The organism is Amycolatopsis sp. FBCC-B4732 (assembly GCF_023008405.1).
Lineage (GTDB): Bacteria > Actinomycetota > Actinomycetes > Mycobacteriales > Pseudonocardiaceae > Amycolatopsis > Amycolatopsis pretoriensis_A.
Window position 1 is genome coordinate 7,602,868 of record NZ_CP095376.1, and the last position, 24,326, is coordinate 7,627,193.

The 24,326-nt window shown below is 71.2% G+C and carries 19 protein-coding genes; 5 read left to right on the forward strand and 14 right to left on the reverse strand.

The features are described 5' to 3' along the window. Position 1 precedes the first annotated feature (1 nt). From MUY14_RS33805 to ddaH, 11 genes are all read right to left on the reverse strand, one after another. Positions 2-1,528 carry a right-handed parallel beta-helix repeat-containing protein gene (locus MUY14_RS33805; protein WP_247015230.1) on the reverse strand — a complete coding sequence of 509 codons (1,527 nt, stop codon included), beginning with the start codon at positions 1,526-1,528 and terminating at the stop codon, positions 2-4. A gap of 10 nt (positions 1,529-1,538) precedes the next feature. Next, on the reverse strand, positions 1,539-3,686 hold the full coding sequence (locus MUY14_RS33810) for an alginate lyase family protein (RefSeq protein WP_247015232.1): 2,148 nt from the start codon (positions 3,684-3,686) through the stop codon (positions 1,539-1,541). A gap of 223 nt (positions 3,687-3,909) precedes the next feature. After that, on the reverse strand, positions 3,910-6,087 hold the full coding sequence (locus MUY14_RS33815; RefSeq protein WP_247015233.1) for a bi-domain-containing oxidoreductase: 2,178 nt from the start codon (positions 6,085-6,087) through the stop codon (positions 3,910-3,912). After that, positions 6,084-7,994: an asparagine synthase (glutamine-hydrolyzing) gene (gene asnB / locus MUY14_RS33820; RefSeq protein ID WP_247015236.1), complete on the reverse strand. Its 1,911-nt coding sequence runs from the start codon at positions 7,992-7,994 to the stop codon at positions 6,084-6,086. Before asnB ends, MUY14_RS33815 begins: the two co-directional genes overlap by 4 nt. 32 nt (positions 7,995-8,026) lie before the next feature. After that, on the reverse strand, positions 8,027-9,802 hold the full coding sequence (locus tag MUY14_RS33825) for a Wzz/FepE/Etk N-terminal domain-containing protein (RefSeq protein WP_247015238.1): 1,776 nt from the start codon (positions 9,800-9,802) through the stop codon (positions 8,027-8,029). Next, a complete protein-coding gene (locus tag MUY14_RS33830) occupies positions 9,799-11,160 on the reverse strand; it encodes an exopolysaccharide biosynthesis protein (RefSeq protein ID WP_315863235.1) in 1,362 nt (453 codons plus the stop codon). Before MUY14_RS33830 ends, MUY14_RS33825 begins: the two co-directional genes overlap by 4 nt. 109 nt (positions 11,161-11,269) lie before the next feature. Continuing rightward, a complete protein-coding gene (locus tag MUY14_RS33835; RefSeq protein ID WP_247015242.1) occupies positions 11,270-12,451 on the reverse strand; it encodes a glycosyltransferase family 4 protein in 1,182 nt (393 codons plus the stop codon). After that, complete coding sequence (locus MUY14_RS33840; protein WP_247015244.1) at positions 12,441-13,757, reverse strand: nucleotide sugar dehydrogenase; 1,317 nt, start codon at positions 13,755-13,757, stop codon at positions 12,441-12,443. The genes MUY14_RS33835 and MUY14_RS33840 overlap by 11 nt, the downstream gene beginning before the upstream one ends. A gap of 269 nt (positions 13,758-14,026) precedes the next feature. After that, entirely contained in the window at positions 14,027-14,722 is a 696-nt protein-coding gene (locus MUY14_RS33845) for a glycoside hydrolase family 75 protein (protein ID WP_247015246.1), read from the reverse strand. A 223-nt stretch (positions 14,723-14,945) separates the two neighbouring features. Then, complete coding sequence (locus MUY14_RS33850) at positions 14,946-15,596, reverse strand: polysaccharide deacetylase family protein (RefSeq protein ID WP_247015248.1); 651 nt, start codon at positions 15,594-15,596, stop codon at positions 14,946-14,948. Positions 15,597-15,677: 81 nt separating this feature from the next. Continuing rightward, positions 15,678-16,505, reverse strand: a complete 828-nt coding sequence (gene ddaH / locus MUY14_RS33855) for a dimethylargininase (protein WP_396126873.1) — start codon at positions 16,503-16,505, stop codon at positions 15,678-15,680. An 83-nt stretch (positions 16,506-16,588) separates the two neighbouring features. Here ddaH and MUY14_RS33860 point away from each other — a divergent pair, with 83 nt between their 5' ends. Further along, positions 16,589-17,035: an Lrp/AsnC family transcriptional regulator gene (locus MUY14_RS33860; RefSeq protein ID WP_247015250.1), complete on the forward strand. Its 447-nt coding sequence runs from the start codon at positions 16,589-16,591 to the stop codon at positions 17,033-17,035. Positions 17,036-17,044: 9 nt separating this feature from the next. Here MUY14_RS33860 and MUY14_RS33865 read toward each other — a convergent pair whose 3' ends face one another. Continuing rightward, positions 17,045-17,413: a hypothetical protein gene (locus MUY14_RS33865; RefSeq protein ID WP_247015252.1), complete on the reverse strand. Its 369-nt coding sequence runs from the start codon at positions 17,411-17,413 to the stop codon at positions 17,045-17,047. 22 nt (positions 17,414-17,435) lie between these two features. Here MUY14_RS33865 and MUY14_RS33870 point away from each other — a divergent pair, with 22 nt between their 5' ends. From MUY14_RS33870 to MUY14_RS33885, 4 genes are all read left to right on the forward strand, one after another. Beyond that, positions 17,436-18,200 (forward strand): enoyl-CoA hydratase, encoded by a 765-nt coding sequence (locus MUY14_RS33870; protein WP_247015254.1) that lies wholly within the window; start codon positions 17,436-17,438, stop codon positions 18,198-18,200. A gap of 262 nt (positions 18,201-18,462) precedes the next feature. Further along, on the forward strand, positions 18,463-20,388 hold the full coding sequence (locus MUY14_RS33875; protein WP_247015256.1) for a 2-oxoacid:acceptor oxidoreductase subunit alpha: 1,926 nt from the start codon (positions 18,463-18,465) through the stop codon (positions 20,386-20,388). After that, on the forward strand, positions 20,385-21,449 hold the full coding sequence (locus tag MUY14_RS33880; RefSeq protein WP_247015258.1) for a 2-oxoacid:ferredoxin oxidoreductase subunit beta: 1,065 nt from the start codon (positions 20,385-20,387) through the stop codon (positions 21,447-21,449). The genes MUY14_RS33875 and MUY14_RS33880 overlap by 4 nt, the downstream gene beginning before the upstream one ends. Before the next feature lie 95 nt (positions 21,450-21,544). Further along, positions 21,545-21,892 carry a VOC family protein gene (locus MUY14_RS33885; RefSeq protein WP_247015261.1) on the forward strand — a complete coding sequence of 116 codons (348 nt, stop codon included), beginning with the start codon at positions 21,545-21,547 and terminating at the stop codon, positions 21,890-21,892. A gap of 45 nt (positions 21,893-21,937) precedes the next feature. On the opposite strand, the gene MUY14_RS33890 is transcribed toward MUY14_RS33885, so the two are convergent. After that, on the reverse strand, positions 21,938-23,188 hold the full coding sequence (locus MUY14_RS33890) for a hypothetical protein (protein WP_247015263.1): 1,251 nt from the start codon (positions 23,186-23,188) through the stop codon (positions 21,938-21,940). A 17-nt stretch (positions 23,189-23,205) separates the two neighbouring features. Beyond that, positions 23,206-24,258 carry a polyprenyl synthetase family protein gene (locus MUY14_RS33895; RefSeq protein WP_281506340.1) on the reverse strand — a complete coding sequence of 351 codons (1,053 nt, stop codon included), beginning with the start codon at positions 24,256-24,258 and terminating at the stop codon, positions 23,206-23,208. Positions 24,259-24,326: the final 68 nt, after the last annotated feature.

Sequence of the window (24,326 nt, forward strand, 5' to 3'; positions counted from 1 at the left end):
GTCAGCCCCCGCCCTGTGCGCTGTACGTGCTCCCGGTGTCCTGCGAGTACGGCGAACCTTCCCACTCGCCGATCTCGAGGATGCGATCGGTGGTGTAGGCGATGAACGTCCACGGGCCCAGGTAGCTGTTGTCGTGCCAGCGGTTGTCCTGCCGGTAAGTGATCGCATCCTGGACCACGTCGCCCTTGTACGGCGACCACTCCGGGTAGGTGCCGAAGTTCGACAGCAGGCCCATCCGGCCGCACGCGGCCTGGCAGCCGACGACCGCCGGGTCGAGGACGAACTTGTTGTCGTGGATGTCGACATGCTGGGTCTTCCAGCGGCAGTCGGCCAGCAGCGGGCCGGACGTGATCGCCGGGGCCGCGCACTGCTTCACGTTCGGCACCAGCCGGGTGCAGTCGCCGGAGGAGGTGTTGGCCGGGCTGTTGCAGTAGCGGTCGGCGTTCTCCCACAACGTGATCCCGGACCAGTTGTTCTCCAGGTAGTTGCGGGAGATCTCGATCTTCGCGGTGCGCGCCTTGATCCGCGGCTCGCCGCCGGATTCGGAGATGTAGATCGTCGGCGTCGGGAAGTTGTCGCCGCGGTCGGCGTACCGGCGGCCGTCGACCCAGTTGTTCTTGCGGATCGTGTTGTCGCGGATGACGGCGTTGTAGCTGATCTCGTAGATCAGTGCGGCACCGTCGTTATCCTCGATGAGGTTGCCCTCGATGAGGAAGTCGTTGTTGTTGGTGTCGGCCCAGAGCCCGGTGCCGTGGTTGTCGTGCACCCAGTTGCCGCGCACGTCGGCGCCGTTGACGTCCCAGAACTTGATCCCGCCGCTGCAGCCGCAGCCCTCGATCTTCGTCTCCCAGTCGCCGGTGTTGTTGCCGGCGATCTCGTTGCCCTCCACGACGAGCGCGGTGAGCGGGGTGCCGCCGGAGTAGGCGTTGATCCCGTACTGGCCGTTGCGGCGCAGGCAGTTGCCGCGCACCTGCTGGCGCGCACCCGCCATCAGGCCGGCGCCGTCGTTGTCCTGGATGGTCGAGTGCTCGACCATCCAGCCGTCGCCGGAGTCGTGGTTGACCACGCCTTCGTCGTGCGGTGCGACGAAGCCCTGCACGGTCACGTAGGTGATCTTGACGTTCACCGCGTGGCCGGTGAAGGCGTACTGGTTGATCTTGCGGCCGTCGACGATCGCGCCCGGTGCGCCGATGTAGACGTCGCCGTCCTTCGGGGACACCTGGTCGTACTTGTCGTCGCCGAGGATGTGCTTGCCGGGCTTGAGCCAGAACGTCGTGCCCGGGCCGGCCGAACGGGTCTTCGCCGCGAGGTCGCCGGGCACCGCCGGGTCGACGACGACCGCCCCCGCCGGCGCGGCCGTCGGACCGGCGGGCTCCTTGTCGCACACGGCCGCGACCGAACCGCTGGGCGCCGCGGTGGCCTGGGCCGGCCCCCCGTCGGTATCCGGTCCGCCCGAGCACGCCGCGACCGTGAGCAGGACGCCGAGCAGCGGAGCGGCACGGCGGAGTCGGAAGCGGCGGGCTGTCACGGGCGGGGTCCTAACTGAAGTGGAGCAGGGTGGTGAGCTGTCCGGGCGTCCCGGATCCGATGAGGGTGGTCGAGGGTTCCTTCCGGCCGAAGCCCGCGGAGTACCAGCCGAGCGGCGGCTCGCTCTCACCGCGGTGCACGCTCCACGACAACTCGGGTGGCAACTCGAGCACCGCGGTCCGCACGCCCCCACCGGAACCGGCGAGCGCACCGGCCCCGGCGAGCGCACTGTCGCTGGCGAGCGAACCGGACACCCGGCCGACGACCGGATCGGCCGCGGCACCGAGCTGCTCGGCGGAGCCGACCTCGCTGTGGAAGGCGGATCGGGCATCCTGGGCCGCGTCCGGGACACCGGCCGCCCCACCGGACCGGCTCGCAGCGGCCTCGGCGGTCAGGGCCGACGCATCCGGAGCAGGCCAGCGGAGGTGGGCCGTCGTTCCGTCGAGCATCACCGTCACCGCCGGGCCCAGGTGGAACGCCAAGCGTCCCGCCGCGCCCGCTTCGCCCAGGACCTCGTCGACGATCGTCAGCACTTCGCCGTCCAGCTCGACCGTGCGGCGGTGGACCGCCGGGGCGTAGCCATCGTGCGCGGCCGACCAGCGGGCGGGGCCGTCGGATGGGGTGCGGACGTCGAGGACCTTCGTCACCGCGTGGCGGGTCCACAGGAACGGGCCGCCCGAGACCGACTGGTCGCGACCTTCCAGTTCCAGGGTGTTGTGGCCGAGTGTCGAGCGGAAGTACGACCGCCACTGCGGTTCGCCGTGGTAGCAGAACGTGCCCGGGTCGGCGAGGATCTCGACGCCGTCGTGGCGGACCTCCACCGACAGCGCGTCCGCGTGGGCGTGGGCCGCGATCGACAGGAACCCGTGGGGGCCGCCGTCGCAGCGGGCCCACACGCGGCCCGAGCGCAAGATCGTCATGCCCGCGTCGCGCAGGTGGGCCGGCCGCTGACCGGGCCGGACGCCGGTCGCCCGCGGGGTGCGCGCGGCCAACGACGCCAGCAGGGGCGTGCGGACGTCGTCCCCCGGGAGCGGCGGCCACCAGCCCAGGCGGCCGAACAGGACCTCGCCGGTGGCCAGCAGCGACGCCCAGCGATCGGTCGAGACGCCGTCGACGATCAGGCCGAAGCCGTCGTCGGCGTCGCCCTGCCGAGGGGGGTGCAGCTTGTTGTCCACAATGGACGCCAGGGCGTCGGTCATCCGGAGCAGGACGTCCCACGTCGAGTCCGGCACCGGCGTGCCCGCCGCGTCGGCCTCGAGCGCGGCCGCGAGGCCCAGCTCCAGGACCAGGCCGTGGTACTCCGAGGCGAGTTCGGCGTTCAGCCCGGACGGGAACGTGTTGCGGCCGAGCTGGACGTCCAGCGAACGCGTCGCCGATGTCCGCCAGCCCGCCGACTCCGGGAACCAGCCGAACGCGCACGCCGCGGCCAGCAGGCCCGCGTCCTCGGCGATCACGTGGTTGTTGGCCGAGGAGCCGTGGCTGCGCAGGGTCGCGAGCCAGTTCTGGTGGTGCCACAGCTGGAGCTGGAAGTCCGGGTTGTCCTCGAACAGCTCCGGCGCGCCCGCCCAGCCGTCGAGCAGGCGGCGCGTCCAGACCCACGACAGCAGCCGGATGCCGAGCTCGATGCCGCTCACCCAGTGCGGGCCCTGCAGCGGCGGGTTTTCCGCCCACCACGAACGCAGGTGGGCGGCGACGCGCGTGGCGTAAGCAGGCTTGCCGGTCAGCGCGTACGCCGCGGCCAGCACGGTCAGGTGCTGGTGGCGCGACGGTTCCCAGATCTGCTTGATGTCGCCGACCGCGTCTTCCGACCGGTACGGGACGTCGAAGGCGTACACGTCCGAGGGCGCGCGGCGGCCGGTCTTCGGGTCGAGGAACCAGTCCGGCGAGACCATGTCGGTGCGGACCACGCCGAAGTACTCGGCGCGGCCCGCCATCAGCTCGTCGGCGGTGGCCAGCAGCCGCGAAACCGCCTCGGCGGACACCTTGCCCAGCACCCCGGCCGGCAGCCCGGCGGTGAACCGCGGGTGCGACGGCCAGTCCGGCGCCACCGGCAAGGCGGACCGCCACTGCCGCTGGACGACGGCATGCCGAGCACGCCCGACGACCTCGGCCGGCCCCATGCGGGACAGCCGGCGCAGGTACCAGCCGGGCCCCATCATCGCGGGCCCCCAGCCGCCCGCGGTCGCACCGGCACCGCGCCCGCCAAGACCTGCACGCCTGCCGCCCGCGGACGCGCCGGTGCCACCGCCGCCGACGACTGAGCGCCGGCCATCCGCGGCCGCACCGGCACCGCGCGCGCCAGGGCCTGTACGCCGGCCGCCCGCGGCGGGATCGTCAGGGCCAAGAAACAGCCGGGCCGCGGCCGGAGCGGTGCCGTTGTCGTCATGCCGGGGCGCCCGTCTTCTGCGGCAGCTCGATCCGCACCGGGGCCGCGTTCGCGACGCTCGACTGGGCCGCCAACGTCGCCAGCGTCGTCGCCGCCAGGGAGGCCACCGAGATCGGCATCGGCGCGCCCGTCCGCACCGCCTCCAGGAACGCGTTGACCTCGGCCGCCTGGCCCTTGTCGCGGCCCTTCGGGATGCGAGAGCTGGCCCACTTCTTGCGCGAGTACACCGATGCCCGGACGTAGTCGTCGAACTTCAGGACCTTGCCGTCGGCCGTCAGGTCCAGTGTCTCCTTCGGGAAGCCCGAGGAGCCCGTCTCCGCGTACGTGATCACCGCCGTCGAGCCGTCCGGGTAGCCGAGCGTCACCTGCAGGTCTCCCGTTGCGTACACCGAGACCGGGTCGGCGTCGAGGAGCCAGCTCACCGTGTCGATGAAGTGGCCGCCTTCGCCCACGAAACGGGACCCTTCCGAGTCCGTCTGGTTGTACCAGCTGCCGTGGTCGAGGCGGCCCGCGTTGACCAGGTAGCGGACCGTCGCCGGGCCGACCCGGGGGCCGAACCGGTCGCGGGCTTCGTGCAGCAGTGGCGCGAAACGGCGGTTGAAGCCGACCTGGAGGCGGTCGTTGCCGGACTCCTCGATCGCGTCGAGGACCTTCTGCAACTCCGCTTCCGACAGCGCCAGCGGCTTCTCGACGAACACCGTCTTGCCCGCCAGCAGCGCCTGGCGCGTCAGCTCCGCGTGCGAGCTGTGCCGCGTCACCACGAAGACCGCGTCGATCGAGGAGTCGCCGAGGACGTTGTCGATGTCGGTGGACGCCTCGGCGAAGCCGAACTTGCGGCGGGCGTTGGCGCCGGACAGCGCGGACGTCGTCGCGACGTGCTTGAGCTGGACGTCCGAGCGCTCGACCAGGTGCGGCAGCAGCATCGACGACGCGTAGTTGCCCGCGCCGATGAAGCCCAGGCGCACCGGCTGTCCCGCGGGGAGCGCGGCCGCCGCACGCGAGGTCACGCCGACGCGCGCCGACGTCACGACGGGCTCCGTGCGGGCGACCGCGTCGGGGTAGCGGAACAGCACCGCCACCGCCTTCAGCGAGCCGTCGTTCAGCGACTGGTACGTCTCGACCGCCGACGAGAAGTCCGAGACGTGCGTGATCAGCGGCTCGACGTCGAGGCGGTCGCGGGCGATCAGGTCGAGGACGCACTCGAGGTTGCGGCGCTCGGTCCAGCGGACCTGGCCGATCGGGTAGTCGCGCCCCTCCAGCTCGTACGACGGGTCGTAGCGGCCCGGGCCGTAGGAGCGCGAGAACCGGACGTCCAGTTCCTTCTCGTAGTAGGCGTTCCACGGCAGGTCGAGCTTGCACTTGCCGATGTCGATGACGCGGCCGCGGTCGCGCGACAGCTTCGCGGCCAGCTCCACCGGGTCGTTCGTGTTGCCGCCGGCCGCGAGGTAGGTCTGGTCGACGCCCGCGCCGTGGGTCAGCTCGGCCACGGCGTTGTCGACGATGCCGGACGCCGGGTGCGCGCACGTCAGCGCGCCGAGGCTCTCGGCGAGCTTGCAGCGCTCCGGGTCCGGGTCGACGCCGACGACGCGCACGCCGGACGACGTCAGCAGCTGGACGACGAGCTGGCCGATCAGGCCGAGGCCGATCACGAGCGCGACGTCGCCGATCTGCGGTTCGCCGCGGCGGACGCCCTGCATGGCGATCGAGCCGACGGTGCCGAACGCCGCGTGCCGCGGGTCGACACCGTTCGGGACGCGCGAGTAGAGGTTCTTCGGCACCCAGTTCAGCTCGGAGTGCAGCGCGTGCTCGTTGCCCGCGCACGCCACGAGGTCGCCGACCGCGACGTCGGTGATGCCGTCGCCGACCTGCTCGACGATGCCGCACAGCGAATAGCCGAGCGGGGTGTAGGAGTCCAGTTTGGACGTCACCTTGCGGTAGGTCGCCGAAAGGCCGTTGGTGGCGACGCTCTGCATCACCTTCGCCACCTGGTCCGGGCGGGCCTTCGCCTTGCCCACCAGGGACAGGCTGGCCTCGGACACCTTCATCATCTCGGTGCCGGTCGAGATCAGCGAGTACACCGTCCGCACCAGCACGCCGCCGGGCTTGCAGGCGGGTTCGGGGACCTCGAGGAGCGCCAGTTCCCCGCTCTTGTAGTTCTGGACTACCTGCTTCACTTCGCTCCCGCTCCAGACATCGCGTTCCGGTACCAATACTCAAGAGTCAAGACGTGCCAGAGGTGCTTGCCGCGGTCCTCCTGGCCGGCGGCGTCCTCGGCGACCATGCGCTGCAACGCCTCGCGCTGCAGGAATCCCGAAGAAACGAGCACACCCTCGTTGACGACTTCGCGCACCAGCGGCGCCAGGTCGCGGCTCATCCAGGCCCGCAGCGGCGCGCTGAACAGGCCCTTCGGCCGGTGCACGATCTCGCTCGGCAGGATGTTCAGCGCCGCGTTCTTCAGCGCGACCTTGCCCGCGCGGCCGACGATCTTCTTGTTGCCCGGGATCTTGAACGCCGCCCGCACGACCTCGACGTCGACGAACGGCGTGCGCACCTCGGTGGACGCCGCCATCGTCGAGCGGTCGGTGTAGGTCAGGTTCAGCCCGGGCAGGAACAGCCGCGAATCGGCCAGGCACATCCGGTTGACGAAGTCGTCGAGCGCCTGGTCGTGGTAGGTGTCCGAGTGCTCGGTCAGGACGTCGTCGACGACCGGCGCGAGGTCCGGGTTGACCAGGTCGAGCAGCTCCGCGCGGTCGTACATCGTGTAGCTGCGCCGGAACGCCGTCTCCTCCGGCAGGCCCGCGAAGGACAGGAACCGCTTCGCGAACCGCACCGACCGGTACCCGCGTTTGGCCGAGGCGACCGGCAGCCGGTCCACAATGGACTCGACCGGCCGCCGGACCGCGCCCGGCACCTTGTGGTAGCGCAGCGCGATCAGGTTCGCGAGGTGCTTGCGGTAGCCGGCGAACAGCTCGTCGGCGCCCATCCCGGAGAGCATCACCTTGACACCGGCCTCGCGCGCGGCCGAGCAGATCAGGAACGAGTTGATCGCCGCCGGGTCGCCGATCGGCTCGTCGAGGTGGTAGGTCATCTTCGGCAGCAGGTCGAGCACCTGCGGCGCGATCTCGATCTCGTGCAGGTCGACGCCGAACCGCTGGGCCACGATCCGGGCGTACTTGAGGTCGTCCGGCATGGCCTCGAACTTGGCGTCCTCGGCGCGGAACCCGATGGTGTAGGCCGAAATCCCCGGCTGCGAACGCGCGGCCAGCGCCGTCAGGTAGCTGGAGTCCAGGCCGCCGGAGAGGAACGTCGCGACCGGGACGTCGGAGATCAGGTGCTTGGCGGTGGATTCCGCGATGACGGAATGCAGGTCGACCTCGCCGTCGAAGGCGGCGCCCTCCTCGGCGACCTCCCGCAGCGACCAGAACCGGCCGCGGTCGACCTGGCCGTCCGGGCGGCAGCGCAGCCACGTGCCCGGCTGCAGCTTCTCCGCGCCCTGGTAGGCGCACCGGCTGTCGGGCACCCAGTAGTAGAGCAGCGACGCGATCAGCGCGCCGCTGTCGACCTGCAGCGACCCGCCGAGCTCACCGGCGAGGGCCTTGAGCTCGGAGGCGAACGCGATCCCGCCGTTGCGCTGCACGAAGAACAGCGGCTTGATGCCGAGCTGGTCGCGGACCAGGAAAAGCTCGCCGGTGCCCTCCTCGAAGATGGCGAAGGCGAACATCCCGCGCAGCTTCGGCAGGCAGTCGGTGCCCCAGCGCCGCCACGCCTGCAGCAGCACCTCGGTGTCGGACGTGCCGCGGAAGCGGACGCCGGCCGCGGCGAGCTCGGCCCGCAGCTCGGGCGCGTTGTACAGCTCGCCGTTGTAGCTCAGCGCGAGGCCGTCGTGGACCATCGGCTGGGCGCCGGTCTCGGACAGGTCCACGATCGACAGCCGCCGGTGGCCGAGGTGGACTTCCCCGGGGCCGGCGCGGTGCTCGTAGCGGCCGGAGCCGTCCGGCCCGCGGTGGGCCAGCGTCTTGGTCAGCCGGTCGGTCAGCGGCCCGCCGTCCGGCCAGAGGTAGGTGCCTGCGATGCCGCACATCTCGAGTGGGACCCCTTCATTTGGGGCGCGGGTCAGGAGACCTCAGCGCTTTTTTCTGGCTCGAGCTCGGCGTTCAGTTCGCCCGTGTGGGCGGGCTCGCCGTGGTCGCGCTTGAACGGCGTCGGCCGCTTCGGGGGCTTGACCGGGGCGAACTTCTTCGTCGGGGCGTCCAGGTGGTCCGGGACGCTGACGGAGCCGGGGGCCGGCAGCGGTGCCGCCGGCGGTTTGGGCGTGGCGAGCGCGGGCGGGAGCACCGGCCGGACCGGGGTGAACCGGCGCGTCGGCTGCTCGGTTTTGGCGACCCGCTCGGCGATCCGGGCGGCCAGCTCGTCCAGGCGGTCTTCCTGCTCGACCGCGACGACGCCCGGGACGGCCGCGGGGGTCGGCGCGTGCCCGGCGCGGCCGCGCAGCGCCGTGTGCAGGCCGTCCCACAGCGTGCCGTCGGACTTGTCCCGCGGGTCCGGGTCGACCAGCACCACGCCGATGATCGGGATGTGCTGGTCGGCGAGCTGCCGCGCGACGGTGTGCAGCCAGAGCGTGTTGGCGTACCCGGCCTTGACGACCAGCACGGTCTCCGCGCCGAGGTGCTCCAGGTCGGTCCACGCCGTGCCGGGCGCGACCGTGCCGACGCCGATACGGCGCCCGCCGGAGCCGCTGTCGCCGGCGCCGACCACGGAGACGTCGCTCTTGGTCTCCGCCGCCAGCTTGCGGACGTCTTCGCCGGGCAGGTCGTCGACGACGCTCGCGCGCCCGCCGTCCGCCAGGTCCGCGGCGATGTCGAGGGCGAGCGCGGCGGCGACCTTCGGCGCGCCGAGTTCGAGCACCGACACCCCGCGCGCGTCCTTCTTGATCACGCGGGCGAGCGTCGTGGCGACGCGTTCGCGGTCGGACACCACCCGCGCGCGCTTCCACACCCGGGCCAGGCCCCGGCGCTTCGACGGCAGCTGGGCGAGCACGGACGCGCCGAGGTGCGTGGAGATCTCGCGGCGCAGCACCGGCCGGTCGCGCGACACCGCGCCGATCGCGGCGAACGCGAGCCCGAGGGCCAGGCCGAGCGCGAAGCCGATGCCGCCGTTGGTCGCCTCCGTCTTGAGGAACGCCTTCGGCAGCGCCCGGGGCGCGTCGACGATCTGGGTGCCCGCGGCGACCTGCGGGCTGCCGATGCCGGCCTGCTGGGCGCGGGAGTCGAAGTCGGAGATCTGCGACGCCAGTGCGGCGCGGCGGCCGTACATGCCTTCGAGGGTGCTGGCGTTCGCGTTGCGGCCCTTGCCGGTCTCGTCGGCGATCTGCTGGTCGACCTTGGTCAGCTCGTCCTGCGCGTTCTTGCGCTGGTCGAGGATGGCCTTGGACTGGGCGGCCGCCGCGGCCTGGCTGCGCTGGACGTGGTCGGTGATGAACGTGTCGGCCAGCGCCTGCGCCTGCGCCACGGCCTCTTCGTCGCTCTTGGCCTTGACGGTGATCTGCAGGACGTTGTTCGTCAGGCCCAGGCCCGCGTAGTTCTTCAAGAACTCTTCGGGCGCTTCGGTGCTGTTGAGCTTCTTCAGCGCGCCTTCGGCGATCCGCGTGGTCGACAGCACGGCGACGTCGGTGCGCATGAGCGTGCCGCTGTCGGTCGGCGAGTCGTCCTGGTGGACGACGATGATCTTGGCGACCGCGGTCGGCGGCGCCGGCAGCACGATGCCGACCGCCGCGCCGGCGATCAGCCCGAGCAGCGCGGTGGTGAGCCAGAAGCGCTTGCGGCGCCGGATGGCGACGAAGAGGCGTTGCAGGTCGATGAGGGGTGCGGTCGGGGTTTCGGAGGTGGTCACGCCGAACCTGCCAGGGCTTTCTCGGGGGCTTCCGCCGCGGGTTCGGGCTTCTTCTCCGGCTCGGCCGGTCGGACGGGGTGGGTGAGGACGGCGCCGACGACCTCCTGGCCGGCGTCGGCGCAGGCTTCGGCGAGCCGGACGAGCTCCCACGCGGTGCGGGTACCGGCGCCGAGGACGAGCAGGACGCCGGAGCCGGCGCTGCCGTCCGGCACGGTCGGCCGCTCGGCGGAGTATTCGAAGACGCGCAGCGGCACGGACAACCGGTCGGCCAGCCCGGCGAGCTGCTCGGCGGCCAGGCGGCCGGTCTCGTCGTCGTCGCCGACCAGGAGCAGGACGTCGGCGGGGCCGGAGGACAGCCGGGCCAGCACCCGCCGGTAGCGGATGTCGCGGTTTACCTCGTCGGCCGAGGTCGCCACCGGCGGCAGCACCCACGGCCGGTCGCCGCCGAGCAGCCGCCGCACCTTGCCGGTGAACCCGGCGGCCGGGAGCTGGTCGCCCTGCGGGGTCTCGACGTCGACGCCGGCGAGGATCGGCGCGCCGAGCGCGGCGGCGATCTGCGGTTCGCCGCGCAGCCGCCGGTCGGCGCGGGCGGTGAACAGGTGGCCGAACACGCCGGCGAGGAAGAACAGCACCGCGCCGCCGACGGCGAGCTGCGTCAGCGTCGGCGCGGCCGCCGCGTCCGGGCGCTCGGCGCTGCCCATCACCACGGTGTTGCCGACGCCGGTGGCGAGGTCGGCCTGGTTCAGGTCGTTGATGGCCTGCTCCAGCGACGACCGGAGCCCTTCGAGCTGGGTGCGGACCTGGACGCTTTCGACGGTGAGGTCCCCGCCGACGTTCTTGGCGATGTCGCTGATCTTCTCGGTGGTCAGCTTGACCTGGTTGCGCAGCGACTCGCGCTGCTCCTGGGCCAGCTGCACCGAGGCGTCGGCGGAGTTGCTCGCCAGCTGACCGGAGTACTTGACGAACTGCTGCGCGACCTGGTCGGCGAGCTGCTGGGCGTGCTCGGCGGTGTCGGCGGACACGGTGATCGCCACGACGTTGCCGTTCGCCACCGACGTCTTGACCTGCTTCTTCAGGTCCGCGCCGCTCGGGTGCCACGGGAGCACGGCGGCGGCCCGGTCGAGCACGACCGAGCTGGTCGCGACCTCGGCCTGGGTCAGCAGCTCGTCGGCCTGCCGCGGTCCTTGCAGCAGCACGCTCGACGACGTCTGGTAGCCCGGCGACAGCAGGAACGACGCCGCGGCGCCGACCGCCGCGCCCAGGACGGCGAGTGCGGCCAGCAGCCGCCATCGTCGCCGGACGACCTGCCCGATCAGGGCCAGGCGCACCGTGTCTTCAGTCAACGGCGGTATCTCCATTCCTGAGACGGGTACGCCGAACGGGGTCAGTGGATCGGCCGGTTACCCGAACCGTCGTCGGACCGGGAGCATTGGTTACACGTCCGGTGAGTTCTTGACCAAACGGCGATCAGGACTTCACAGCGTGCTCATACGCGGCGAGGAGGTTCTTCGCCGAGTTCTCCCACGAGAGCGTGCCGGCGACCCTGGCCTGCCCGAGCTTGCCCATCCGGACCCGCTCTTCGGGGTCGTCGAGCAGCTGCGAGACGAGCTTCGCGAACGCCGACTCGTCGTTGGCCGGGGCGTAGACCGCCGCGTCGCCCGCCGAAACGCGCGCTTCGCGCAGTTCGAACGAGACGATCGGCTTGCTCATCGCCATGTACTCCATGACCTTGTTCATCGTGGAGACGTCGTTGAGCGGGTTCAGCGGGTCCGGCGACAGGCAGACGTCGGCGGTGGAGAGGTAGCGGACCAGGTCCTCGTCGGGGATCCGGCCGGTGAACTCGACCTGGTTGGCCAGCCCGAGCTTCGCCGAGAGCGCGACCATGTCGTCGAAGGCGTCGCCGGAGCCGACGAACACCGCGTGCCAGTCGGTGCGCCCGACCTCGTCGCGCAGCTTCGCGAGCGCGCGCAGGGCGTAGTCGACGCCGTCCTGCGGGCCCATCACGCCGAGATAGGCGAGCATGAAGGGCTTGCCCTTCTTCAGCTCGGGCTCGACGGGGACCTCGTGGAACCGCTCGACGACCGGCGCGCTGCGCACCACGAAGACGTCCTCGGGGCGCTTGCCGCCGCGGATCCGGGCGACCTGCTTGTAACTCTCGTTCGTCGAGATGACGACGTCGGCGGTGCGGTAGGTGGCGCGTTCGAGCGCGCACACCCCGCGGTAGAGCAGGTCCTGCCCGCGGTCGAAGCGCGAGAGGTACAGCTCGGGGCACAGGTCGTGCTGGTCGAAGATGAACTTCGCGCCCTGGCGCTTCAGCACCTTCGCGACCACGTACAGCAGATCCGGCGGGTTGCAGGCGTGCACGACGTCGACCGGGCCGACCTTCCGGGCCAGCCGCAGCGTGTGCCACAGCGCGCTGCCGTACTCCTGCAGGTAGCCCGCGGGCCCGCCGGTCGCGGCCTTGAGCGGGTAGCGGTGGATGTGGACGCCGTCGACGACGGCTTCGGCCTCGGTGTCGCGTTTCGTGCCCTGCGGGCAGATCACGTGGACTTCCCACCCGGCGTCGCGCAGGGTCGTGGACTCCTGCCAGACCCGCCGGTCGAAGGGAACGGAGAGGTTTTCGACGAGGATGAGCGCTTTACCAGGCAAGGCCGGCGTATCCCTCTTCAAGGCGACGCGTCGCCGCGTCGGGCAGGCGGACGAGGTCGACGAGCACCCGGTCGCTGCCGTGCGGCAGGGCCGCCAGCACGTCCGGGTCCTTGCAGCCGACGACGAGGACGTCGGCGTGGTCCATGACTTCTTCGACGGACCCGGCGAGCAGCTGGCCGAGGTGCGGCAGCCGGCCCTCGATGTATTCGCGGTTGGCGCCCATCAGCCGCGAGAGGCTGACGTTCGCGTCGTAGATCTTGAGGTCGTAGCCCTTGCCGAGCAGCTTCTCGGCCAGCTCGACCAGCGGGGACTCGCGCAGGTCGTCGGTGCCCGGCTTGAAGGAGAGGCCGAACAGGCCGACCTTGCGCTTGCCGGTGCGTGCGACCAGGTCGAACGCGCGCTGCAGGTGATCGTCGTTGGACGCGAGCACGTGCGACAGGATCGGCACGCTGACGTCGGCGCGGTGCGCGGCGTAGACCAGCCCGCGCAGGTCCTTCGGCAGGCACGAGCCGCCGAAGGCGAACCCGGGCTTGAGGTAGGCCGGGCTGACGTTGAGCTTGGTGTCGGCGAGGAAGACGTCGATCACCTGGTGCGAGTCGAGGCCCAGCGCCCGGCAGATCGAGCCGAGCTCGTTCGCGAAGCCGATCTTCAGGCCGTGGAAGGAGTTGTCGGCGTACTTCGTCATCTCCGCGACCGGGATCGGCACGCGGAAGACGGGCCCGGGCAGGCCTTCGTAGAGCGCGGCGACGGCGTCACCGCTGGCTTCGTCGATCTCGCCGATCACGGTCTTCGGCGGGTCGAAGAAGTCGCGGACGCTGGTGCCCTCGCGCAGGAACTCGGGGTTCACCGCGACGCCGAAGTCGACGCCCGCGGTGCGGCCCGAAGCCTTCTCCAGGATCGGGATCAGCAGGTCCAGGCAGGTGCCCGGCAGCATCGTGCTGCGGAAGACGACGGTGTGCCGGTCGCTCTTGTTCGCGATCGCCTCGCCGATTTCCTCGGCGACGCGCTCGAGGTAGACCGTCGAGAGGCTGCCGTTCGGCGCCGACGGCGTGCCGACGCAGACCAGCGAGATCTCGCTGTCGGCGACCGCTTCCGCGACGTCGGTCGTGGCTCTCAGCGCGCCGCTCGCGACGACTTCGGCGGTGAGCTCGCCGATCCGCTCCTCGACCACCGGCGCGTTGCCGGCGGTGATGAGGTCGATCTTGACCGGGTTGACGTCCACGCCGACCACCCGGTGCCCCTGCCCCGCCAGGCACGCGGCGGAGACACAACCGACGTAACCGAGCCCGAAGACACTGATCTTCACGCCAAAACCTCCGCTTTTCCGCGCGACCCTCAAGTTGGTCGCCGCGCTCCCCTGGATCGTTACCGCGGGGGTGGCGAACGGGGTAAAGCGTGAGCCTGCCGTGAGGCGAACCGGTTTACCGGCGGGAAATGTGTCTCGATTCAGCCCGGAAATGCATCTTGCAGTGGGTGATCGACACGGTGTGCGCGGTTCCGGTCAGCGGGCGCCGGGCACGCAGGCCGAGGGGCCGGCCCGCCGTCGGCGGGTCGGCCCCTCGGAAATGCGGACGTTCAGTTGTTGTTCACGAAGGTGGTGGCGAGACCCTCGCCCTTGCTCACGGCGTTCGCGTGGTTCTCGATCGGCGAAACGGCCGAGTTCTTGAAGCAGATGTACGTCACACCGGAGTCGGTGCCGCCGTTCGACGGGTCGGGGTTGATGCCGAGGTCCTTCGCCGTCGCGTAGGAGGCTTCGCCGATGATCTGCGTCGGCCCGGTGTCGCCGATGACGGCGTACTCGACCTTGCCGTTGTAGATCACCGCGCAGGAACCGCCGCCCTTCAGCTGCGACGAGGAGTACTTCCAGATGCTGCTGGAGCTCGGCACGACGATGTAGGGCAGCTTCGCGGCGTTGAGCGGCTTGCCGTCGGACTGGTGGAACGCCGTGTCGTCCTGGTAGCAGCAGTCGGTGTCTTCGTTGCACTGCGTGGAGCGCTGGCCGTCGCAGTCGATGTCCATGTCGGCTTTCCAGAACACGGCGCCGTTGGCGTCGCAGACGGCGACCGTCTTGCCCGAGACGTCTTCGTCGGTCTTGTACTTGCCGTTGGAGATCTGCTTGCAGCTGTTCGTCTTGGCCAGCAGCTGGGCCGCGGTCGGGCCGGCTTCGACGGTGGCCGGTGCGGCCGGTGCCGCCGGCGCGGCGGTGGCGAGGGTGGCGGGCATCATGGCCGAGGCCAGCGCCAGGGTCGCGAGCAGGATCAGTTTCCGCATTTCCCGGTGCTCCCTTTAGTTAGGAAACTTTCCTTACGGCGGCGGGGCATCAGGATGCACCCCGGGCCGCGCCGGGTTCAAGACCTGCGCGTGCCGGAATTTCCCGGCATGCGGCCGGACTTGGCGAAAAGGCTGCTCATCGGGCGAGCGGCCCGGAAATTGGTCTGGACCGTGTTCCGGTCACCGGCAAAGCGGCCGGTCGGCCGATCGGGCAAAACCGGCGTCAGCCGCGGCGGAACAGCCGCGTGACCCAGTGCGGCCGCCGGTGCCCGCCTTCGAGCACGCCGTCGAGCCACTCGCCGTCGAGGTCGTGGTGCAGCTCCGTGCGCGCCTGCAGCCAGCCGTCGCGCTCGACCGCGCCGCCGTCGCTCGTGTAGACCCGCGTCGCGCCGGCCTGGCGCAGCCGCTCGAGCACGCGCTTGTCGTAGGCGCCGAACGGCAGCGAGTACCGCCGCACCGGCTTCCCGCACAGGTCGCCGAGGAGCTTCGGCGCGTCGGTCAGCTCGCGGCGGGCGTGGCGGTCGTCGAGCCGCCGCCAGTCGCGCGGCTCCCAGCCGTGCGAGCCGATCTCCATCCCGGCGCGCACGAGCTCGCGCAGGCCGTCGCGGTCGAGGTAGCCGCGCTGCCCGAGGCGGCCGGCCAGCGGGAAGAACTCCGCCGTCAGCCCGTGGTCGACCAGCCTCGGCAGCGCGATCTCGACGTCGGACTCGTTGCCGTCGTCGAACGTCAGGTGGACGTCGTCGCGCTCGGCGGCGGTGTCGAGCACCCGGTCGAACTGCTCGACGGTCAGCCAGCGCTCGTCCTCGCCCGGTTCGAGCTGGCGAGCCGGCCGGCCTATTCCGTGCACCGCGAGGACCACCGCCACCGCTTCCACCGCCCTGCCACCGCGAGTAGTCGATTTGTTACTTCGATTAATCGCCGTGGCAAACGGGTGAGTTACAGGTTCCGGCGGGATTCACCCCTTGCGAATCTCCAGCGTGCAGCACTTCGGGCCGCCACCGGCTTTCCGCAGCTCGGAGATGTCGACGTAGACCGGCTCGTAACCACGCTCCGCAAGCAAGTCACCCAATCGAGTTGCCTCGACGGGGAGCACCACATTGCGGCCGTCGGAAACGCCGTTGAGCCCGAAACATTCGGCGTCCTCCTTCGTCGCGTGCACGGCGTCCGGGAACAGCCGCTCGAGCACCCGGCGCGAGCCGGCCGAGAAGGCGGCCGGGTAGTAGACGATCTGTGCGCGCGTGGCGTCGGTGGCCTCGGCGAGCACGAACAGCGCCGTGTCGAGGTGGTAGTAGCGCGGGTCGACCAGCTGGAGCGAGACGACCGGGACCCCGAGGACCTCCTGGGCCTCGGCGTGCGCGGCCGGGTCAGTACGGAAGCCGGTGCCGGCCAGGAGCAGCGAGCCCGTCCAGGCGAAGTCGCCCTCGGCCTCGTTGATCTTCTCGGGCATGGTGATGTCGCGGTAGCCGTGCTCGACGAACCAGCGGCGGAAGTGCTCGGCCTCGGCGGCCCGCTGGGGCGCGCGGAACCGCGAGCCGAGCACGCGGCCGTCGACGACCGTGCCGGAGTTGGCGGCGAAGACCATGTCGGGCAGCCCGGGCTGGGCGTCGATCTCCTCGACGGTGTGGCCGAGGCGGCGGTAGGTGTCGCGCAGCTCGGTCCACTGCGCGACGGCGACGTCGGCGCTGACCGGCTGGGTCGGGTCCATCCAGGGGTTGATCACGTAGTCCACCGCGAAGTGGCGCGGGGGGCACATGAGGTATCGACGGGTGGTCGGTACGCGCATCTCCTGCATGATTGCAGGGTAAGGTCCACCTAATTCCGCAATCAATCGCTGTTCGCTGCGCACATCTGTGCTAAGTGTTGCGTGTGAACACCATCGACCAGCGAATCGTTTCGTGCCTCGTGGCGAACGCGCGCTCGAGCTACGCGGAGATCGGCAAGGTGGTCGGCCTGTCCGCCCCGGCGGTCAAGCGGCGGGTCGACCGGCTCCTGGAAACGGGCATCCTCCGCGGCTTCACGGCGGTGGTCGACCCGGAGGCGCTGGGCTGGGGAACGGAGGCGTTCGTCGAGGTCACGTGCCAGGGCAACATCACCCCGGCCCGCATCCGGGCGCGGCTGGAGCCGTTGCCGGAGGTGGTGGCGGCGTACACGGTGTCGGGCGCGGCGGACGCGATAGTCCACCTGCGAGCGGCGGACATCCACCACCTGGAGACGGCGCTGGAGCGGCTGCGGGGGCTGGAGATCGTGGACCGGACGGTGTCGACGGTGGTGCTTTCCCGGCTGCTGGAGCGGCCGCCCACGCCGGAGGCGTGAGGCGCCCCCTCAGTCCGCCAGTGCCCGCAGGACCAGCGGGGCCTCGTCCGGGTGCAGCCGCAGCTCCGTGCGCCCGCCCGCCGCGTGGAACGTGACCGCCTTCTGGTCCACCGCCTGCATCGTCAGCTCGCCCGGGTCGAACGCCACCGGCTCCGCGCCCGGGGTCCGCCACGTCGCCGGACCCTCGCCGACCGCGACCCAGCCGCGGCGTTCACGGCCCTCCGTCAGGTCTTCGGAGCGCAGCACGCACGGGATCGACACCCGCTCACCCCGCGCGGAAGCCGCGGCGCGGGCGCGACGGCGGCGGGCGCCGAACAGCTCCGTCATGTCGATCATCGTCAGCAGGTTGCCGACCAGCACCACCAGCAATTCCCCCATGCACCACCAATACCCTGACCCGATGACCGACAGCATCGTCAGCGAGCACACCGGCGGCGTCGCGCTCCTCACCGTCGACGCGCCCGGCAGCCGCAACGCGCTGACCCTCGACCTCTCCGCGCAGCTCGTGGCCGCCGTCGAGGCCGCCGAGCGGGACGGATCCGTGCACGCCGTCGTCGTCACCGGGACGCCGCCCGCCTTCTGCGCCGGTGCCGACCTCTCCGCGCTGACCCACGCCGACGAAGCCGGCCTGCGCGCCATCTACGCGGGCTTCCTCGCCGTCGCGCGGTGCGCGCTGCCGACCATCGCCGCCGTCGGCGGGGCGGCCGTCGGGGCCGGGCTGAACCTCGCACTCGCCGCCGACGTGCGGCTCGCCGGGCCACGGGCGAAGTTCGTCGCCCGGTTCCTCGAGCTCGGGCTGCACCCCGGCGGCGGGATGACCTGGATGACGCAGCGCCTGGCCGGGCCGCAGCAGGCCGCCGCGATGACGTTGTTCGGGCAGCCCCTCGACGCCGAAGCCGCGGTCGCCGCCGGGCTGGCGCTGCGCGTGGTCGACGGCGAGCACGAAGACCTCCTCGCCGCCGCCCGCGAGCTGGCCGCCCCGGCGGTCGCCGCGCCGCGAGAAGCGCTCCTCGCCACCAAGCGCAGCCTGCGGACGACCGCCTCGCTGGCCGCCCACGCGGACGCCGTCGACGTCGAGCTCGAGCCGCAGCTGGCGTCACTGGCCTCCCCCGAGTTCGCCGAGCGCGTCGAGGCGATGCGGGCGCGGATCCGGTCCCGCCCCTGAATCCCACTGCGTGGACCCCACACCGCGAGACGCGCATCACAACAGGCCCCCTAACTTAACCGTTACCATCGGTCACAGGTATTTGTCGGACCAGCACAGAGGACCGACAGGGCATAACAGAGGTCGCCAACGACCCCGGACGCGCGGAAACATGGGCGCCGGGCGCGAGCTAACCTCGTGGTAGTGCCTGGTGATCCGCCTGCCGCGACACCAGGCGGGCGATCGACGGCCGCAACGTCGGGAGAGAGGGAATCCCTGACTCATGAGCACGAGTGCGAACGGCAACGGCGCTGGTCACGGCTCGCTCGCCGCGACCAGGACGACCGAGGTCAGCAAGCTCGACCGGGTGGTCATCCGGTTCGCGGGCGACTCCGGTGACGGCATGCAGCTGACCGGTGACCGCTTCACATCCGAAGCCGCCGCCTTCGGCAACGACCTCTCGACGATGCCGAACTTCCCCGCCGAGATCCGCGCGCCGCAGGGCACCATCCCCGGCGTCTCGAGCTTCCAGGTGCACTTCGCCGACTACGACATCCTCACCCCCGGCGACCGGCCGGACGTCCTGGTGGCGATGAACCCGGCCGCGCTGAAGGCGAACGTGGCCGACGTCCCGCAGGGCGGGACGATCATCCTCAACACCGACGACTTCATCAAGCGCAACTTGACCAAGGTCGGCTACGCGACCGACCCGCTCGACGACGACAGCCTCGCCGCCTACCAGGTGCACCGGGTCGCCATGTCGACCCTGACCCAGGGCGCGCTCGCGGACACCGGCCTCGGCAAGAAGGACGCCGAGCGCTGCAAGAACATGTTCGCGCTCGGCCTGCTGTCCTGGATGTACCACCGGCCCACCGAAGGCACCGAACGGTTCCTGCGCGAGAAGTTCGCGAAGAAGCCCGACATCGCCGAGGCCAACATCCTCGCCTTCCGCGCGGGCTGGAACTACGGCGAGACGACCGAGTCGTTCGCGACGACGTTCGAGGTCGCCCCGGCGAAGCTGGCCCAGGGCACCTACCGGCAGATCACCGGCAACACCGCGCTCGCCTACGGGATCGTGGCCGCCGGGCAGCGCTCCGGCCTGCAGATCCTGCTGGGCACGTACCCGATCACCCCGGCGTCGGACATCCTCCACGAGCTGTCCAAGCACAAGAACTTCGGCATCATCACCTTCCAGGCCGAAGACGAGATCGCCGGCATCGGCGCGGCGCTCGGCGCGTCCTACGGCGGCGCGCTCGGCGTCACCTCGACGTCCGGCCCGGGTGTCGCGCTGAAGTCCGAAGCCGTCGGCCTCGGCGTGATGGTCGAACTGCCACTGGTCGTCATCGACGTCCAGCGCGGCGGCCCGTCGACCGGCCTGCCGACCAAGACCGAGCAGGCCGACCTGCTGCAGGCGATGTTCGGCCGCAACGGTGAATCGCCGGTCCCGATCGTCGCGCCGCTCTCGCCGGCGGACTGCTTCGACGCGGCCGTCGAGGCGACCCGCATCGCGCTGAAGTACCGCACGCCGGTGCTGCTGCTCTCGGACGGCGCGATCGCGAACGGCTCCGAGCCGTGGCTGATCCCGGACGTCGAGACGCTGCCCGACCTGCACGTCGAGTTCGCGTCCGAGCCCAACGCGGACAACGACTCCGGCGAGTTCTGGCCGTACGTCCGCGACCCCGAGACGCTCGCCCGCGCGTGGGCGATCCCGGGCACGCCGGGTCTGCAGCACCGCATCGGCGGGCTGGAGAAGGCCGACAAGACCGGCCACATCTCCTACGACCCGGCCAATCACGAGAAGATGGTCCGGCTGCGGCAGGCGAAGATCGACGGCATCGACGTCCCGGACGTCGTGGTCGACGACCCGTCCGGCGGCAAGGCACGCGTGCTGGCCCTGGGCTGGGGCTCGTCCTACGGCCCGATCGGGGCCGCGTGCCGCCGGGTGCGCAAGCTCGGGATGCCGATCGCGCAAGCGCACCTGCGCCACCTCAACCCCTTGCCGGCCAACCTCGGCGACGTCCTGCGCAGCTACGACAAGGTCGTGGTGCCGGAGATGAACCTGGGCCAGCTCGCGCTCCTGCTGCGGGCGAAGTACCTGGTCGACGTCCACAGCCACACCAAGGTCGCGGGCATGGCGTTCAAAGCCGAAGAGCTGCAGGACCTGTTCTCGGAGATCATCACCGGCGTTGCTACGGAGGCGGCGAAATGACCGCAATCGACATCGGGCTGCCCACTCTCGGCGGCCTGGACCTCGTGCCCACCACCGAAGAGCCGCAAAAGGCCAAGGACTACAAGTCCGACCAGGAAGTCCGCTGGTGCCCCGGCTGCGGCGACTACGTCGTGCTCAACGCAGTCCAGTCGTTCCTGCCGACGCTGGGGCTCAAGCGCGAGAACATCGTGTTCATCTCGGGCATCGGCTGCTCGTCGCGCTTCCCGTACTACCTCAACACCTACGGCATGCACTCGATCCACGGCCGCGCGCCGTCGATCGCGACCGGCCTCGCCACCACGCGCGAGGACCTGTCGGTGTGGGTCGTCACCGGCGACGGCGACGCCCTCTCCATCGGCGGCAACCACCTGATCCACGCGCTGCGCCGCAACGTCAACATCAAGATCCTGCTGTTCAACAACCGGATCTACGGCCTGACCAAGGGCCAGTACTCGCCGACGTCGGGCCAGGGCATGGTCACGAAGTCGACGCCGATGGGTTCGGTGGACACCCCGTTCAACCCGCTGTCGCTGGCGATCGGCGCCGAGGCGTCGTTCGTGGGCCGCGCGATGGACTCCGACCGCAAGGGCCTCACCGAGGTCCTCGAGGCCGCGGCGAAGCACCGCGGGTCGGCGCTGGTCGAGATCTACCAGAACTGCCCGATCTTCAACGACGGCGCGTTCGACGTCCTCAAGGACGCCGACGAGGCCGCGACGCGCCTGATCCCGCTGCGCGCGGGCGAGCCGATCCGCTTCGGCCCGAACCAGGAGTTCGGCGTCAAGCGCGGCGACTGGGGCGGCCTCGACGTCGCGAAGGTCGCCGACATCGGCGAGGACAACGTCGTGGTGCACGACCCGTCGATCCAGGACACGTCGTACGCCTTCGCGCTCTCCCGCCTGGGCGACCAGAGCCTCAACCACGTCCCGACGGGCATCCTCCGCCAGGTCGAGCGCCCCACCTACGACGACGGCGCCCGCGCCCAGGTCGAGCAGGCCCGCGCGGCCCGCAAGCCAGACCTGCAGGGCCTCCTGCGCGGCAAGGACACCTGGACGGTCGCGTAGTCCTCGAACACCGGAAGGCCGCCACGCCCAGCGCGTGGCGGCCTTTTTCGTTATGGGGTTGCCACCATTGGGACGCATGTCCTAAATTTCAGGTCATGCGACCTACTTCGCCTTTCGTGTTCTTCGACGTCCGGACCGCCGACGCCGACGGCAGCAAGCGCTTCTTCGCCGAGTTGCTGGGCTGGGAGGCGAACGGCCCGCTGCTGACTTCGGACGGCGCGCCGTGGGGCGGCCTCACCGAACTGGCTCCCGACGACGTCCGGACCCCGCAGTGGCTGCCCTACGCGCCGGTGCCCGATGTGGACGCCGCGGCCGCGAAAGCGGTGGCGCTGGGCGGAACCCTGGTGCGCGAGCGCACCGACTTGCCGGTCGGCTCCCTGGTGGTGGTCACCGACCCCGGCGGCGCCGCCCTGGTCCTGTTCCAAGCGGCCGAAACGCCGTGAAGGCCACCTCGACGAACTTCGAGGTGGCCTTCACGGACAACGAACTCAGGTGAGCGGGCGGAACCCGACGCGCTCGGCGTCCTCGGCGGTCCGGAACCACACCTCGGCGACCATCTTCGGGAACTGCGCCGACTCCTCGGTGCAGTACCGCAACGCCGTGACGCTCGCCTTCACCGAGAAGCTGTCGCCGGGCGCGCCGCCGCCGGGGCGGGGCATCGCCGAGCCCGGGCCGAACGGGCCGGGCGGAACCGAATCCCCCGCCGCCTGGCGCGCGGGCGGCGGTTCGGGTGCGGCGATGGCCGCCTGGTTGGGCTGGACCGACGGCTCGAACAGCGAGCCGCTGTGGCCGCCGGACAGGTCGGGTTCGCGCCGCTCGACCGTGCGCATCGACGGCTGGATCGGCTGGGGCGCGTCGAATCCGCCCCGGACCGTCGCCTCGCGCGGCTGCCGCTTCGGCAGCACCTGGGTCGACTCGGCCGGCGTCTCCGGCGGCACGTCCAGCTCGCCGCCGGTCACGTCCTCACCGGCGAAGGCGTACTGCGGGACCTCGGCTTCTTCGGGCTCGTCGTCCTCGATCGAACCGGCGTGCGCGCTGAGGTAGCGCGTGCGCTCCATCGGCTCCTCGAACGCCGAGCGCTCGGCGGGCGGCTCGTGGTCGAACCAGTCCGGCGCCGGCGCGTGCTGCTCCTCCGACGGCGACTGGAACAGCGAGCCCGCCGCCGGGGTGTCCGCGTCGAGCTGCTGCTCCAGGCGGGAAAGCGCCGGGGTGGCGGGTTCGGGCTCCTCGTCCGGGACCAGGTACTCCGTCGCGGCGGACCGGTACGGGTCCTCCTCCGGCTCCGGCTCGGGGACCGGCGTCAGGAACTGCGTCGCCGCGCTCCGGTACGGGTCGTCGTCGTCCGCGGGCTGCGGCTCCGGCTCGTAGGTCTCCTCGCGCTCGGGCTCCGGCGGCGTCCGCGACGGCACCTGCGAGTCGAGCTCGGCGAAGTCCTGGTCGATGTCGTCGTGGACGTCGCCGCGGTGGATCGGCGGCGTCGAGACCAGCGTGCCCGGGTAGGACGTCTCCTGGCGGGTCGGCTCCGGCTCGGGCCGCGGCTCCGGCCGCGAAAACACCTGGGTGCCGGCGGCGCCGGCGTTCGCGGGCGTGCGCGCGGCGTCGGCGTGGGCTTGGGCCAGCGCGCTCTCGAGCTTGCGGACGCTCTTGCGGAGCGGCAGCACGAGCACCAGCCAGGTGAGGAACACCCCGACGAAGAACGCCGCCAGGCTCCACAGCCAAACCTGTCCGAAAATGGACATCTTTCTCTGCCCCTAGTTCAGTGCGTGCGCGCGACCAGGTAGTCGGCGACCGACTCGCAAGCGTCCCGGGCGGGTGACGCGGGCAACGCGGTGAGCTCGGCTCGCGCGCGCTGAGCGTAGTCGGAAAGGGTGACGCGTGCGCGTTCGAGTCCGCTACTCGCCCGCAGCAGCTCCAGCGCCTCCTGGACGAGCGCGTCGTCGCCGATCGGGCCGGACAGCAGCTCGACCAGCCGGGGGTCGGTCCCGGGGTCGGCCAGCGCGTACAGCATCGGCAGCGTCCGCACGCCTTCGCGCAGGTCGGTGCCCTGCGCCTTGCCCAGCTCGTCGGACGGCGACGCGATGTCGATGATGTCGTCGGAGATCTGGAACGCGGTGCCGATGATGTCGCCGAACCGGCGCAGCGCCTCGATGTGCTCCTCGGCGGCGCCGGACATCATCCCGCCGAAGCGGCCGGACGTGGCGATCAGCGAGCCGGTCTTCTGCGCGATCACGGTGAGGTAGTGCGCGACGGCGTCGTCACCCGGTCCGGGGCCGACGGTCTCGCGCATCTGGCCGGTGACCAGCTCGCCGAAGGTCTCGGCGATGATCCGCGCGGCGTCCGTGCCCAGGTCGGCGACCAGGCGCGAGGCGTGCGCGAAGAGGAAGTCGCCGGTCAGGATGGCGATGGTGTTGTCCCAGCGGGCGTTGACGCTCTCGGCGCCGCGCCGCATGTCGGCCTCGTCCATGACGTCGTCGTGGTAGAGCGTGGCCAGGTGCACCAGCTCGACCGCGGCGGCGGCGATCACGACGTGGTCGTCCTGCTTGGGGCCGAACTGCGCGGACAGCAGGGTGAACAGCGGGCGGAAGCGTTTGCCCCCCGCCTCGACCAGGTGCAACGCGGCGTCGTGGACGGCCTGGACGTCGCTGCGGACGACCTCGCGCAGCAGCTTCTCGACGTCGGCCAGCCCGCCGGCGATCGCGCGCAGCAGGGCTTCGTCGTCGATCTGCAGGCCGACGGACGCGCGCAGGTCCTCGAGGGCGCCACCCGGCGCAGCGGGGAGGGATCCCGCCCCGGGGGCTGGGGAAGGCACAGACACGTCGGCTCCGCTTCTACTCGTGCACCGGTCGGGTTGTCCCTTGAGCGTAGTGGCTACCCCGC

Bases quoted from the DNA above. Each gene is read 5' to 3' on its own strand.
- MUY14_RS33890 (WP_247015263.1), bottom strand. From the start codon at position 23,188: ATGTCCATTTTCGGACAGGTTTGGCTGTGGAGCCTGGCGGCGTTCTTC.
- asnB (WP_247015236.1), bottom strand. From the start codon at position 7,994: ATGTGCGGCATCGCAGGCACCTACCTCTGGCCGGACGGCGGGCCGCTG.
- MUY14_RS33875 (WP_247015256.1), top strand. From the start codon at position 18,463: ATGAGCACGAGTGCGAACGGCAACGGCGCTGGTCACGGCTCGCTCGCC.
- MUY14_RS33830 (WP_315863235.1), bottom strand. From the start codon at position 11,160: ATGGAGATACCGCCGTTGACTGAAGACACGGTGCGCCTGGCCCTGATC.
- MUY14_RS33865 (WP_247015252.1), bottom strand. From the start codon at position 17,413: ATGGGGGAATTGCTGGTGGTGCTGGTCGGCAACCTGCTGACGATGATC.
- MUY14_RS33880 (WP_247015258.1), top strand. From the start codon at position 20,385: ATGACCGCAATCGACATCGGGCTGCCCACTCTCGGCGGCCTGGACCTC.
- ddaH (WP_396126873.1), bottom strand. From the start codon at position 16,505: ATGCGCGTACCGACCACCCGTCGATACCTCATGTGCCCCCCGCGCCAC.
- MUY14_RS33845 (WP_247015246.1), bottom strand. From the start codon at position 14,722: ATGCGGAAACTGATCCTGCTCGCGACCCTGGCGCTGGCCTCGGCCATG.
- MUY14_RS33885 (WP_247015261.1), top strand. From the start codon at position 21,545: ATGCGACCTACTTCGCCTTTCGTGTTCTTCGACGTCCGGACCGCCGAC.
- MUY14_RS33810 (WP_247015232.1), bottom strand. From the start codon at position 3,686: ATGATGGGGCCCGGCTGGTACCTGCGCCGGCTGTCCCGCATGGGGCCG.
- MUY14_RS33870 (WP_247015254.1), top strand. From the start codon at position 17,436: ATGACCGACAGCATCGTCAGCGAGCACACCGGCGGCGTCGCGCTCCTC.